Origin of the sequence: Microcoleus sp. FACHB-831, from assembly GCF_014695585.1 — a bacterium.
GTDB lineage: Bacteria > Cyanobacteriota > Cyanobacteriia > Cyanobacteriales > FACHB-T130 > FACHB-831.
Window position 1 is genome coordinate 38,204 of sequence record NZ_JACJON010000079.1, and the last position, 13,199, is coordinate 51,402.

General features: G+C 46.1%; 15 protein-coding genes. 14 read left to right on the top strand and 1 reads right to left on the bottom strand.

Features of this window, described 5'->3' with window-relative positions; translation table 11 throughout:
• Window positions 1-48 precede the first annotated feature (48 nt).
• Window positions 49-999 carry an ABC transporter ATP-binding protein gene (locus tag H6F77_RS25490; protein ID WP_190491731.1) on the bottom strand — a complete coding sequence of 317 codons (951 nt, stop codon included), beginning with the start codon at window positions 997-999 and terminating at the stop codon, window positions 49-51.
• A gap of 403 nt (window positions 1,000-1,402) precedes the next feature.
• Between H6F77_RS25490 and H6F77_RS25495 the strand changes: the two genes are divergently transcribed.
• From H6F77_RS25495 to H6F77_RS25560, 14 genes are all read left to right on the top strand, one after another.
• On the top strand, window positions 1,403-2,266 hold the full coding sequence (locus H6F77_RS25495; RefSeq protein WP_190491732.1) for a DUF4388 domain-containing protein: 864 nt from the start codon (window positions 1,403-1,405) through the stop codon (window positions 2,264-2,266).
• Between the two features lie 491 nt (window positions 2,267-2,757).
• Window positions 2,758-3,843 carry a 3-isopropylmalate dehydrogenase gene (leuB, locus tag H6F77_RS25500; RefSeq protein WP_190491733.1) on the top strand — a complete coding sequence of 362 codons (1,086 nt, stop codon included), beginning with the start codon at window positions 2,758-2,760 and terminating at the stop codon, window positions 3,841-3,843.
• 92 nt (window positions 3,844-3,935) lie between these two features.
• On the top strand, window positions 3,936-4,199 hold the full coding sequence (locus H6F77_RS25505; protein ID WP_190491734.1) for a hypothetical protein: 264 nt from the start codon (window positions 3,936-3,938) through the stop codon (window positions 4,197-4,199).
• Window positions 4,200-4,361: 162 nt separating this feature from the next.
• A complete protein-coding gene (locus H6F77_RS25510) occupies window positions 4,362-5,171 on the top strand; it encodes a prepilin peptidase (RefSeq protein ID WP_190491735.1) in 810 nt (269 codons plus the stop codon).
• Between the two features lie 127 nt (window positions 5,172-5,298).
• Window positions 5,299-5,526: a hypothetical protein gene (locus tag H6F77_RS25515; RefSeq protein WP_190491736.1), complete on the top strand. Its 228-nt coding sequence runs from the start codon at window positions 5,299-5,301 to the stop codon at window positions 5,524-5,526.
• 106 nt (window positions 5,527-5,632) lie between these two features.
• Window positions 5,633-6,544, top strand: coding sequence for an acetyl-CoA carboxylase, carboxyltransferase subunit beta (accD, locus tag H6F77_RS25520; RefSeq protein ID WP_190491737.1), 912 nt, complete (start codon window positions 5,633-5,635; stop codon window positions 6,542-6,544).
• 119 nt (window positions 6,545-6,663) lie between these two features.
• The gene (locus H6F77_RS25525; protein ID WP_190491738.1) at window positions 6,664-6,870 is read left to right on the top strand and encodes a translation initiation factor IF-2; all 207 of its coding nucleotides are present in this window, start codon (window positions 6,664-6,666) and stop codon (window positions 6,868-6,870) included.
• 88 nt (window positions 6,871-6,958) lie between these two features.
• On the top strand, window positions 6,959-7,450 hold the full coding sequence (gene psbV / locus H6F77_RS25530; protein WP_190491739.1) for a photosystem II cytochrome c-550: 492 nt from the start codon (window positions 6,959-6,961) through the stop codon (window positions 7,448-7,450).
• Between the two features lie 207 nt (window positions 7,451-7,657).
• On the top strand, window positions 7,658-8,077 hold the full coding sequence (gene petE / locus H6F77_RS25535) for a plastocyanin (RefSeq protein WP_190491740.1): 420 nt from the start codon (window positions 7,658-7,660) through the stop codon (window positions 8,075-8,077).
• Between the two features lie 163 nt (window positions 8,078-8,240).
• Window positions 8,241-8,573, top strand: a complete 333-nt coding sequence (petJ, locus tag H6F77_RS25540; protein WP_190491741.1) for a cytochrome c6 PetJ — start codon at window positions 8,241-8,243, stop codon at window positions 8,571-8,573.
• 195 nt (window positions 8,574-8,768) lie between these two features.
• On the top strand, window positions 8,769-9,491 hold the full coding sequence (locus tag H6F77_RS25545) for a rhomboid family intramembrane serine protease (RefSeq protein ID WP_190491742.1): 723 nt from the start codon (window positions 8,769-8,771) through the stop codon (window positions 9,489-9,491).
• Window positions 9,492-9,848: 357 nt separating this feature from the next.
• The gene (locus tag H6F77_RS25550; protein WP_190491743.1) at window positions 9,849-10,601 is read left to right on the top strand and encodes a sucrose-phosphate phosphatase; all 753 of its coding nucleotides are present in this window, start codon (window positions 9,849-9,851) and stop codon (window positions 10,599-10,601) included.
• Complete coding sequence (ruvA, locus tag H6F77_RS25555; RefSeq protein ID WP_190491744.1) at window positions 10,598-11,221, top strand: Holliday junction branch migration protein RuvA; 624 nt, start codon at window positions 10,598-10,600, stop codon at window positions 11,219-11,221. The genes H6F77_RS25550 and ruvA overlap by 4 nt, the downstream gene beginning before the upstream one ends.
• Before the next feature lie 321 nt (window positions 11,222-11,542).
• A complete protein-coding gene (locus tag H6F77_RS25560; protein WP_190491745.1) occupies window positions 11,543-13,195 on the top strand; it encodes an alpha-amylase family glycosyl hydrolase in 1,653 nt (550 codons plus the stop codon).
• Window positions 13,196-13,199 lie beyond the last annotated feature (4 nt).

Here is a 13,199-nt window from a genome sequence, read left to right on the forward strand (position 1 = left end):
TTTTAGATTTTGGATTAGTTTTGAAATCTAAAATCTAAAATCTGAAATTTATGATGCTTGCTGGTGTCCAAGTTTGAGGAAAATGGTTTCCAGGTCTTCTTGACTTGTGTGGAATTCTGTTAGGGGAATACCAGCGGAAACGAGCGATCGCAACAGGATTGCACAATCTTCTGGCCCTCCTGCAAAATTAATCCGCACGCGCTCTTGTCCGGGCAATACTTCCCAAGTTTCTACTAACGGGTTATTTTTTAGTTCCGCCGTCAGTGCATCTAACCTACCGAGAGTTGACACAAAAATTTGCTGGCGGCTGAGGCGGCGGTAAAGTTCATCTAGCGACGCACTTTCTACTAGATAACCCAGTTCCATAATTCCCACTGAAGTACACAATTCTGCTAAGTCGCTGAGTACGTGGGACGATATCAAGATTGTCATCCCAGCTTCTTGCAACGTCTTGATAATTTCGCGGAATTGCATTCTGGCAATTGGATCTAAGCCAGAAACAGGCTCGTCCAATAGCAAAACAATCGGTTCGTGAATAATAGTACGTGCAAGACTCAACCGCTGCTTCATCCCCCGCGATAGGGTAGAAATAATGCTATTGCGTTTATTGGTAAGTTGGACGAGTTCCAACACTTCTCTAAGGCGAGAACTGCGACGGGGTTCGCGCAAGCGATAGAGACGGGCAAAATATTCTAGGTAGTCCCAAACATTTAAATCGTCATAAAGTGGGAAGTCGTCGGGGAGATAGCCAAGCCGTCGCTTCAGGGTGGGGTTGCTTTCATCGCGCAGGAGGCGATCGCCATTTATATAAATTTCGCCGATAGTTGGCTCCTCAGCCGCAGCTAACATCCTGATCAGCGATGTTTTTCCGGCTCCATTCGGTCCAATCAGCCCGTAGACTTCTCCGGCTTTAATTTCTAAATCGACATCGTTGACAGCAATGTGGCGATCGAATTGCTTAGTGAGTCCGCATGTACGGATTGCCAGTTCATTTGCCATGAGTGCGGTCGGTTGGATAGTAAGTTGACCAATAGCCTAACCTTTCCCTACAGCAGTTGGCACGACTGTTTCGCAAATTGCAACTTGTTCTAGTAGGCATGGCTTGAGATGAGAGCGATCGCGCCCGTCCCCTATTGCTTGCAAATTTTATTGTGAGAACTTCCCTCCGGCTTGAAAAGCGGGTTTTGTGACCTACGTCACGCAATCTCTAACAACGTATCACCCTAACTTCTCCTCAACATCACGATCTTGTTTAATTCAATATCACCATTTATCTCGAAATTGTATCACCACTCCCCTAACTAAAATCTTGAACAATAACAATACGGAAGCGACGAGGTTAAAAAGCGTTTAATCCGCCATACATATTGTTTATCTAATCTAAAATCTAATGGAGGTAATTATGATTATTAAAGGTGAATTATCGGAAGTGTCTTTAGCAGAAATTTTTCATTTCCTCGCTTTCAACTATAAAACTGGATTGCTGACGATTCATACACCCAGAGATGAAAACGAGCAAAGAGGGGAAAGTTATTATATTTGGCTAGAGCGGGGATGCATTTTAGCCCTAGACACTAATGCGGATGGTCAAGGGTTGATATCTAAAATTGAACAACGAAACTGGCTTTCGCATCAAACAATTACCGAGCTTGTTTCTCGCTGTCCTGAAAATGCACCTCTGGGAATGTTTATGAGGGCTGAAGATGCGCTAACCTCGGAACAATTGAAGGTGTTATTTTATGCTCAAGTAATCCACCCAGTTTGTGGATTGTTTAAACTTAAAGAAGGTAAGGCTGATTTCGATCCAATGGCGACTTTACCCCAAACGGGAATGACGGGGTTAAATTTGTCAGCAGCAAGAGCAACTTTAATGGGTTTGCGGGTACTTAGAGACTGGGGTTCTCTGTCAGACAACCTACCAGCGACGATTTCAGCTTTAAATCGTACAAATTTAGGCAAGCCTAACTTCAAGTTAGACATACTAGAGCGTGAAGTTTGGGAGTTGGCTGAGGGAAAAATTTCGTTAGAAGCGATCGCTGAAAATTTAAGTCTAACAACAGGCAAAGTTCAACAGATTGCCTTTCGCCTAATGATGGCAGGTTTGGTGGTAGAAGTCACCCCCATCTCATCAAATTTTGATACCTCCCTGATTAGTAGTTCACCTGTGTCTGTTACTCCATTTGTTGCCCAAACGAATAGCGATCGCTCGTATCTACAAAACTTATTCGGGATGGTGCAAGGAAAGCTCAAACAGGGTTTTGCCTAATTTGTGCAAAATTGAAACCACTTTTTAAAAATGAAGGTATGATGAGTGGGAAATAAAGATGCGATCGCCTTGTTCTTCTATCCAAGCTTCTCTTAGTTATTTATCAGTAATAAGAAAAAATAATGGTAAATTACTTGTGTTTTGCACCGTAACATCATAATATATTAATTGTATTTGTCTAACCAAATGCTGCCTCTTCAACTGCTCTTCAAAAGTATCTGGTTAGACGCGCAACGGACAATAGTCCGTTGCGCGGGGTTCAGAAGATAGAGTTGTTGAAGCCAGATAGAGCGGTATTAAATAATTGGTGAATGTGAGATGCCCGACTTCTTGGAGAAGCCGGGGATCTGAAACTCTGACAAGTGATAACGGCGAAAATAGCGCTCGGGGAAATCGTCAGACCGATATAGTTAATTAGGTAAAATCGCCCACTTGTCTTTCGGGTACACTTGCCATGTATATTAATAACTCGCAAGAATTTTTATTTAACTATGACACAGCACTACCGCATTACTCTTTTACCTGGCGATGGCATTGGCCCTGAAATTATGGCAGTAGCGGTAGATGTGCTGCAAGTCATAGCCAAACAATTTGATATTCAGTTTGAATTTAAAGAATGTCTGATGGGGGGTGCGGCGATTGACGCTACTGGGGAACCCCTACCCGCTGAAACTCTAGAAACTTGTCGCAACAGCGATGCTGTTTTGCTAGCTGCTATCGGCGGCTATAAATGGGATAACCTACCGCGCCATCAACGTCCAGAAACCGGATTGCTAGGATTGCGTGCTGGACTGGATTTATTTGCAAATTTGCGCCCTGCGAAGATATTACCCCAATTGATTGATGCCTCGTCGCTGAAGCGGGAAGTTGTCGAGGGCGTCGATATCATGGTGGTGCGCGAACTCACCGGGGGAATTTACTTTGGCAAACCCAGAGGAATTTTTGAGACGGAAACGGGTGAGAAGCGCGGCGTCAATACTATGGCTTACACTGTATCTGAGATTGACAGGATTGGCCGTGTAGCGTTCGAGACAGCAAGGAAACGGGGCGGGAAACTATGCTCTGTGGATAAGTCAAATGTGTTGGAAGTGTCGCAGTTGTGGCGCGATCGCATAACCGAGTTATCCAAGGAATACCAAGATATCGAACTATCTCACCTTTATGTAGATAACGCGGCGATGCAACTGCTGCGTTGGCCTAAACAGTTTGACACAATTGTGACTGGCAATCTGTTCGGTGATATTCTTTCTGATGCAGCTGCTATGCTTACAGGCAGTATCGGCATGTTACCATCTGCTAGTTTAGGTGCTTCTGGCCCCGGCGTTTTTGAACCAGTTCACGGTTCAGCCCCAGATATCGCAGGACTTGATAAGGCTAATCCTTTAGCGCAGGTGTTGAGTGCGGCGATGATGCTGCGCTATGGGTTAGACCAACCAGCAGCAGCAGATAAAATTGAGCAAGCCGTCCTAAAAGTTTTGGATAAAGGCGATCGCACTGGGGATCTTATGTCCGCAGGGATGAATCTTTTAGGGTGTCGCGCAATGGGTGATTCTTTGATTAAGGCACTGGAAGACTAGCGATCTCATGCACAAACATACAAAACTTACTGTACCCTTGTCGTAATTTCATAGGTACACTAAAGTCGAGCGTTAATAATAGGGGTAGGTGGGTGGTATACACAACACAGCAACGCATAGAAAATCGGAACGACCGCATGGATCTGCCCCTCTTGCTAGATCCCGCTTTAATTAGAGCAGCTCGACAGATCTATCGCACTTACTCGGAAGTCCATCCCCAACGGCTACAGCGTCCTCTTGGGGTAGCTATTCACCGCTATACTTACCGGGGTAAGCTCATTTTTTCGGGGAAACCAGTCCTTTTACCCCAAGAATGTTTTGTGCCTTTTAGTCAAATTGAGTCTGAAATCTATTAGTGGTTGATGGTTCATTGTTCGTTTGGGGCAAGCTGATTTTTGCGATAATAATGTTCATGATGAACATTTGCAGGCGATCGCTAGTGGTTTTTAATCCCGGACGACTGGTGCAAAATTTTAGTTAATTAACTCCAACCATCACCGTCAGCCACTAAAAGATCTATGGATACTTGGATAGATTTGCCTGCTGCTGTAATTGTCTTCGCTCTGGGCGCTTCTATTGGCAGCTTCCTCAATGTGGTTGTTTACCGACTGCCAAATAATTTATCGATTCTTTGGCCCCCTTCTCGCTGTCCCCAATGCATGCATCGACTGGAAAAGCGCGATAACGTCCCGGTTTTAGGGTGGTTGTTTTTGCGCGGGCGATGCCGTCATTGTCGAACTAAAATTTCCAGCCGCTATCCCTTGGTAGAGGCAGCCTCGGGAGTGCTGTTTCTGATGGTTTTCTGGGCTTTTGGCTACTCCTTGGCAACCATAGGTTATTGGTTTTTTTTCAGTTGGCTGCTGACTTTATCCCTCATCGACCTAGACACGATGACTTTGCCCGGTGTACTTACTAAGTCCGGCTTGATTGCTGGTTTGGTATATCAAGCTGCGGCGGGGGCGGGGGCGCCTGCATCCATAGCGCATCATTTGATGTCGGGTATTGTCGGTGCTGTTGTCGGTATATGGGTATTTGACACAATCAGAGTTTTAGGGTCAATAATTTTCAGAAAAGAAGCTATGGGGGATGGAGATGCCTACTTAGCCGCGATGATGGGAGCGTGGTTGGGTTGGAAGTATTTGTTGTTGGCTGGGTTTCTGGCTTGTGTGGTGGGTGCGTTTGGTGGTGGGGGGGCGATCGCGCTGGGCTGGCTGGAAAGACGATTTCCATTTGGGCCATGTCTAGCAATCGGTGCAGTTTTGGCAACTTTTTGGGGAGAGGCGATTCTGGAAGCCTATTTGGGGCTATTTTTCCCTCTCACTCAGTAAGATACCCCTCCAATTGCCAAAAGCTTAAAATTTCTCATATCTTCTGTTTTACCAGCCAAACCCCAATCCAAAATCGATATGACGCCCCTGATTTACCTGGATACTGCCGTATTGATAAGATGTACCCGTGTCTTGGATAACCATAAAAAGTAATTGTGCCCGCTGGGAAGCTGAATTAATGCAGCAGGTACTAGCAGCTCATGATATCCCTAGTAGGGTTCTTGACTTGGGAATTACCTCATATTTCGGGCAAGGGACTTCAGCCCACTTGCAAGTTCTATCCAAGGATCGGTGGACTGCTTTGCTGCTGTTGAGTCCGATTGAGGACGACCAGGCCGAAGCGAAAGAAATTTAATCGAATTGTTAATGACTAATTGTGTCATTGGCGAAGGGTGAATTTCTTCCTGGTAGTTTGATAAAAGACAGCAGACAATTAAACATTCTCCATTCCCCATTAACAAATGTCTTTATTCGATTGGTTTGCAAATCGCCCCAAATCCGGTCAGATTAGTCAAGAGCGCCAAGAACGCGAAATTGCTGATGGGCTGTGGACTAAGTGTGAGGCTTGCGGGGTGCTGGCATACACTAAAGACCTGCGAGCTAATGATATGGTTTGCCTGGAGTGCGACCATCATATGCGGGTGTACAGCGACGAACGCATCCGCCAGCTGATTGATGCTAGTACTTGGAAGGCTTTGGATGAGCAGGTGCGTCCGACCGATCCGTTAAAATTCCGCGATCGCAAACCATATAGCGATCGCTTGCGCGAAACTCAAGACAAAACTGGTCTGGTAGACGCCGTGCAAACTGGTATCGGGCAACTTGAGGGCTTGCCTGTAGCCCTCGGTGTCATGGACTTCCGTTTCATGGGCGGCAGTATGGGATCTGTCGTTGGCGAAAAACTCACCCGCCTGATCGAACGCGGTACAAAAAATCGCTTGCCAGTCGTGATTGTTTGTGCATCAGGTGGGGCGAGAATGCAGGAGGGGATGTTAAGCCTGATGCAGATGGCAAAAATATCAGGTGCTTTGGAGTTACATAGAGAAGCAAAACTCCTATACATCCCCGTTTTGACTCACCCGACGACTGGCGGCGTGACAGCCAGTTTTGCCATGCTGGGAGACTTAATTTTGGCAGAACCAAAGGCAACTATTGGATTTGCAGGGCGTCGCGTCATCGAGCAAACACTTAGAGAAAAGCTACCAGACGATTTTCAGACTTCGGAGTATTTGTTAGACCACGGCTTTGTAGACGCGATCGTGCCTCGCACCCAGTTAAAGAAAACTTTGGCAAGTCTGATTCGCCTGCACCAACCGAGTCCGGCTTCCCCGATGGTCGTTCCCAGAACGGAAACAGTACACTTGGGAGCTTAAATTTAGAATGGGGATCGATCCCATCCCAAACAAGCGCGATCGCAACCGCAGGCGTACCCCAACGTGGGATGATATTCATATAAACTGGCTTCCGATCGCGCTAATGTCAGTACACAACCATGGGCTTTGCAGACCTGTCAATTGCTGAAATCGCCGCCGACTACAACCTCAGTGTAGAGGAAGTTTTCCAGCTGTGCGATCGCCTGGGAATTGCCTATAAAACCGAAAAGACCCGTCTGGCTCTGGAGGACGCAAAGGCAATTATGTCTAAAATCTTGTCTCAAAGACAGCACTCAGACACCGATGGTGGGGATAGCCTTGCCTGATAATTAGTTGTGCTTTGGGGTATAGGCAGCGATCGGAGCCTTGCTGTGTTGTGCGTTTAATAAACTAATCGCATTTTTAGGGAGAACCATGCTTAAGCGATACATCTGGCTTGCTGTGGCCACTGTATTTTTTACATTTCAACTTGTTGTCAGCAGTGCATCGGCGCTGGAACTGGATGAAGCCACCCGCACCGTGAAACTGAACGAGCAGGGCGAACAAGTCACCTTGAGCCTCAAACAAGTCAAGGAAGGCAAACGCCTGTTCAACTACGCTTGCGCTAAATGCCATACGGGGGGCGTTACCAAGACAGATTTCAACGTGGGACTAGGCCCCAATGACTTGGCTCTCGCAACTCCTCCTCGTGATAGTATCGCCTCCCTGGTGGATTACATGAAACATCCAACCACTTATGACGGGGAAACTAACATCGCTGAGCTGCACCCAGCTATCGAGAGCGCAGATATTTTTGCTGAGATGAGAAATCTCACCGAAGACGATCTGTACGCGATCGCCGGTCATATTCTCCTACAACCCAAAGTTGTGGGCGAACAGTGGGGTGGCGGTAAAGCCGTGCGCTAGTGTCTCAGTGGGGAATTCACGCAGATGTTTTCCCCAGTTAAGATAAACCACAAAGCATAGGAACTACCCCTCCTGTAGTTCCTGTGCCAACCCAAAATAATTACTGAGTATAGTGGGCTAAAAAGCTCGTTTAACTAATTTATAAACATAAAAAAATCTAAATAATATAAAATTAAGAAGTTAACTATAGATAGGGAAGAGGAAACCATGAAATTCATGGCTGCAATTTCACGAAGAATGGCTGTAGTATTGTCTGCAATCTTGTTGATAGTAGGCAGCTTTGTATTGTCAGCTTCCCCAGCAGCGGCAGAAACCTATACCGTTAAAATGGGGTCGGATAACGGGGGACTGAAGTTTGTACCCGCTAATGTGACAATTAAGCCCGGAGATACTGTGCAGTGGGTGAATAATAAACTCGCTCCCCACAATGTTGTCTTTGACAACAAGAAAGTACCAAACGGAGATAAGGATCTGGCAACCAAACTGTCTCATCCCAAGCTTCTGAATAAGGCTGGAGATACTTACGAGACAACCTTCCCAGCAGATGCGGCAGCAGGAACCTACACTTACTTTTGCCAACCCCACCAAGGCGCAGGCATGATTGGTAAAATCACAGTCGAAGGCTAGAACATACATCAACTCGATGAGCAACTCAATCTGAATTATCCCTGTGTTGATAATTTCTTCTCAGTGCTAGTCAGATCGATAGAAAAACCTTAAGGAATCATAGAATATTCCTATAAGGGATTGTCAAAATTGGCTGTTAAGTATTGAGAAGAGGAGATTCAGGTTGAGAAAGCTATTATCGGTTGTAATGTTAGCGATCGCTGTGCTTGCATTTTCCTGGACTCGTCCAGCTCTAGCAGGTGATGCAGACAATGGTGCCAAAATTTTCAGCAACAGCTGTGCGGCTTGCCACATAGGCGGTGGCAACGTGATTATGGCAAACAAAAACTTGAAGAAGGAAGCCCTCGACAAGTATGCTATGAACTCGCTAGAGGCAATTACCAAGCAGGTGTATAACGGGAAGAATGCTATGCCAGCCTTTGGTGGTCGTCTCAATCCTCAAGAAATTGAAGACGTAGCCACCTACGTTCTAGAGAAGTCCGAAAAAGGCTGGTAAAGTGGCAAGGATTTCTTCCTTGGCGATGCACTAACCCCTCTATATCAAGAGGGGTTTTTTTATGCATACTTACCATCATCTATGACGCGAGAGGTATGAGATTGGGCATAGGAGATCTATCCACAGATGAAAAGACAGCTAAAGATCAAGTAAGTTATTCTGTTGTCAACTGTTGGATAGTTAGGAAAAAAGTCTGTGGTTCCTTTAAGAGACGAAAATCCCACCACTATTACTCCGTATGTCACATACGCGCTGATTGCTGTAAATTTATTGATTTTTCTATATGAACTGAGTTTAAATCAGCCCCAACTAGACAGGTTTATGCACCTTGCTGCCGTAGTTCCCTGCGAACTCTCAAGTAGTTGTCCGGCAGTGGGAAATGAGGTCGTCCCGGAGTGGTTGAGCTTGGTAACATCGCAGTTCCTACACGGTGGCTGGGCGCACGTTTTGGGGAATATGTGGTTTTTATGGATTTTTGGCAACAACGTTGAAGATCGGTTGGGGCACGTTAAGTATTTGGTTTTTTACATTGCTTGCGGTGTTTTGGCAGGATTAGCGCAGTGGTTCTTTTCCCAAAATTCTACAATTCCTTCATTGGGAGCTAGTGGAGCGATCGCTGGCGTTATGGGCGCTTACATCATCCGATACCCCAAAGTAGCCGTTCTTACATTACTCCCCCTCGGCCCCTTCCTCACCTTTCCCAGACTCCCCGCATACCTTTTCTTGGGTTTGTGGTTTGTACAGCAGGCTTTGTATGGCGTCGCCAGCCTGAATGTGCCTACAAACATCGGCATGGAAAGTGGTGGAGTTGCTTACTGGGCGCATGCTGGCGGATTCGCTTTCGGAGCTATCTTAGGGCCGCTTCTAGGATTGTTTTCCGGTGATGGGGCTAGGGGAGATAATTACAATAATGTTTAAATCCTCATAGGGATTCTAGATGCCCTTGATTTGAAGTGGCTGAGGCGAGGCTAAAGCATCTTTAGCCTACCCTTCACCATACAAAACAGCCCTAACCCACGAGCGTGAAGTTGGCGTAGACCAATTGTTGGATAAAACAAAAACTGAAGCGATATTTAGCGACAAGGCGATTTTAGGAAGGAAATAAAACAACCCTGCCTAGAACAGGGGCGATCGCGTGCAGCTACCTTGCATATCGTCGCTGTTGACACCAAAGAGCAATTGTAAAAACAATACGTGATATAACCCACGCTGCGATCTGCGCTCTTATAGGACAATAATCCAGTGGGATGATTCCAAGTGATACGCGAGATTGCTGTGGCCAAATTTCTATTTGTAACAGATTTAGACCATACCCTAGTGGGCGATGACCAAGCTTTGGGAGAACTCAACCAGCAGCTTGATCGGCATCGCGAGCAACAAGGGACAAAAATTGTTTATGCGACGGGTCGTTCCCTCGCTCTCTATCGTCTGCTCCTAGCCGAAAAGCATTTGTTAGTGCCCGATGCCCTGATAGCGGCAGTGGGTACAGAAATCTACTACAACGAGGGAGACGGCAACCCCGACCCAGCTTGGTCTAAACAACTTTCCCCAGGCTGGAACCGGGAAGTGGTGTTAGCTACAGGCGCTCGTTTTGCTGACCTCGTACCCCAACCAGGGTCAGAGCAACGCCCTTTCAAAGTCAGCTATCACCTTAGCCAGGAAGCTTCAGTAGAAGTGCTGCCCCGCCTAGACTCCCTTCTAAAACAACGGGGCTTAGACATTCAACTGGTCTACAGTGGCGGCAGAGACCTTGACATTCTTCCGCGCAACGGTAACAAAGGTTTGGCAGTGCAGTTTTTGCGAAAAGTCTGGGGAATCGATGCCACGCGGACGGTGGTGTGTGGTGACTCTGGAAATGACATTGCCCTACTTAGCGTAGGAGAACCGCGAGGCATTATCGTCGGCAATGCTATGCCTGAACTCAGACAGTGGTACGAAGCCAACCAGACGGATTACCGTTATATGGCTGCTGGGGCTTGTGCGGGTGGTATCCTTGAAGGCTTAAAACACTTTGGCTTTTTGCCATGATCGGCTATCTCAAAGGAACGGTGGCGCTCGTCCAACAAAGTAGCGGCAATCGCGTCACCCTCACCCTAGAAGTTAACCAAGTTGGATACGATCTGCAAGTTCCGCAGCGACTGACCCAAGTGTTATCGATTGGAGAAACGGCGCAAGTACACACGCACTTGCAAATTAGAGAAGACCAAATCATTCTGTATGGGTTTGGTTCTGCGGCGGAGCGCGATTTGTTTCGGCAGTTGGTGAGCGTAAGTGGGGTTGGTGCAAATATGGCGATCGCTCTGTTAGATACTCTTGGGTTGCCAGATTTAGTTCAGGCGATCGTTAATGGCAACACCCGCGCCCTCTCCAAAACTCCTGGTGTCGGTAACAAAACAGCAGAAAGACTGGCGCTGGAGCTAAAAACCAAGCTAGCACAATGGCGCACTTCCATAGGGTTAAGCACTCCTGCGGGAACAGCACCCGCGCCAGGGATTTTAGAAGATGTGGATATGACACTACTAGCTTTGGGATATAGCACTGCTGAGGTGGCGCAGGCAATTTCTGCTGTAGGTCAGGATGCAATAGTTGCTAAGAGCAAAGATGCGGAAGATTGGATCAGAGCAGCGATCGCCTACTTGAGCCAGTAATTTCACTTAAAAATTAGCAAAAAAGCAAACTTCACACACCACAATAACTTGTCTGGGGGCGGGGCTAAACTCCGCCCCCATATTTATGCACGCTCGTTTATTGGCAGTAGATTCTATCACTCGTTATCTAGCATTATTGACTATTTTCAGGCTTTATCAGCAGAATTTTCTCTTAAACAGCTTTTAAGGCTGATTAACTCTTATCTCTTAAGAATTATTCCACCTCAAGCTATTTTATGCCTCCAGAACGATACATTAGCTAGCTTGAAAGCAGGAAAATACCGTTGTTGTCCTTTTTTACGTCAAATTTCAAGTACTTCTATGGCAAGTCCCATTGAATTTAATTTATTTGCACCATACAACAAAGGAGCATCCTTAATTGGCTCTTTTTCTAACTGGGAAGAAATCCCCATGGAAAAAGGTAAAGATGGTTATTTCCGTACCAAAGTTGAATTAGAAGATGGCGTTTATCAATATAAATTCCGCGTACAATCTAAATCGTGGTTTTTTGAACCAGATCAATGGGTAGATGTAGTAGATCCTTACGCCACAGATATTGATAATCCCACACAAAACGGTAACGTAAGAATCAAAGACGGCGAACGTATTGTTGATACCTACGTTTGGAAACATGACGATAAGCCACTACCGAGCGATCGCGAATTAGTAATTTACGAATTGCACGTTGGCGACTTCTCTGGCGGAGAAGATGATCCTTACGCACGCGGTAAATACAAACACGTTGTTGAAAAATTAGATTATCTATGCGAACTGGGAATTAACGCCATTGAGTTAATGCCAGTCAAGGAGTATCCAGGCGATCATAGTTGGGGTTATAACCCTCGCTACTTCTTTGCTTCAGAATCTAGCTATGGCACCACTGAAGAATTAAAAAACCTAATTGATGAGTGCCATGCTCGCGGTATTCGCATCATCATGGATGGTATTTATAACCACTCAGAAGCAGAAAGCCCTCTGACGCAAATCGACCACGACTATTGGTTTCACCACTCGCCTCGCGACCCCGATAACAACTGGGGGCCAGAGTTTAACTACGAGTTTTACGATGAAAGTTTAGATACTTTCCCAGCGCGTAAATTTGCTGGGGATACTCTACGCTTTTGGGTTCAAGAGTATCACATTGACGGCATTCGCTTCGACGCAGCGCGACAAATTGCCAACTATGACTTCATGCACTGGGCAGTTCAGGAAGCTAAAAAAGCCGCTGGCCCTAAACCTTTTTATACCGTTGCCGAACACATACCTGAAAATCCCAGCATCACTAATGTAGATGGGCCAATGGATGGCTGCTGGCACGACAGTTTCTATCACTGCGTTTTGGAACATATCTGCGGAGATACGTTTGATTTAGAGCGCCTTAAGGATGTAATTGATTGCAAGCGCCAAGGGTTCATGGGAGCTACAAATGTTGTGAATTACCTAACTAACCACGATCACAACCATGTGTTAGCAGAATTGGGCGATCGCGGCATTTTAGATGAAGAAGCTTTTAAGCGCAGAAAATTAGGTTCTGTCATCAATATGACAGCAGTGGGAGTCCCTTTGCTGTGGATGGGTGAAGAGTTTGGCGAGTACAAATACAAAACAACCGAACAAGCTAAAATCGATTGGACCCTACTCGGTCATGAACTCAATCGCGGTATGTTTGATTTCATCAAAGGCTTAATTCACCTGCGGAAAACAAATCACGCCCTTTACACCGAAAACATTGATTTTATCCACGAAAATCCTGAAACTAAGGTGTTAGCCTACAGCCGCTGGAATGGTGAAGGTTCTCGCGTTGTAGTCGTTGCTAACTTCTCAGATAATTTCCTGGGTGGTTATCACATTCCAAACTTTCCAGAAGCTGGGACGTGGCACGAGTGGACGAGAAATTATGATGTCGAAGTTGCCGAAGATGGCATCAGACTAGACTTGGGGAGTTACGAAGCTCAAGTGTTTGTTTGGCAGTAAAGCC

What these genes read in the sequence shown, in the direction of transcription:
- H6F77_RS25525 (WP_190491738.1), top strand. Translation starts at nt 6,664, where the DNA reads ATGGGCTTTGCAGACCTGTCAATTGCTGAAATCGCCGCCGACTACAAC.
- leuB (WP_190491733.1), top strand. Translation starts at nt 2,758, where the DNA reads ATGACACAGCACTACCGCATTACTCTTTTACCTGGCGATGGCATTGGC.
- psbV (WP_190491739.1), top strand. Translation starts at nt 6,959, where the DNA reads ATGCTTAAGCGATACATCTGGCTTGCTGTGGCCACTGTATTTTTTACA.
- H6F77_RS25490 (WP_190491731.1), bottom strand. Translation starts at nt 999, where the DNA reads ATGGCAAATGAACTGGCAATCCGTACATGCGGACTCACTAAGCAATTC.
- H6F77_RS25560 (WP_190491745.1), top strand. Translation starts at nt 11,543, where the DNA reads ATGGCAAGTCCCATTGAATTTAATTTATTTGCACCATACAACAAAGGA.
- H6F77_RS25510 (WP_190491735.1), top strand. Translation starts at nt 4,362, where the DNA reads ATGGATACTTGGATAGATTTGCCTGCTGCTGTAATTGTCTTCGCTCTG.
- ruvA (WP_190491744.1), top strand. Translation starts at nt 10,598, where the DNA reads ATGATCGGCTATCTCAAAGGAACGGTGGCGCTCGTCCAACAAAGTAGC.
- H6F77_RS25495 (WP_190491732.1), top strand. Translation starts at nt 1,403, where the DNA reads ATGATTATTAAAGGTGAATTATCGGAAGTGTCTTTAGCAGAAATTTTT.
- accD (WP_190491737.1), top strand. Translation starts at nt 5,633, where the DNA reads ATGTCTTTATTCGATTGGTTTGCAAATCGCCCCAAATCCGGTCAGATT.
- petE (WP_190491740.1), top strand. Translation starts at nt 7,658, where the DNA reads ATGAAATTCATGGCTGCAATTTCACGAAGAATGGCTGTAGTATTGTCT.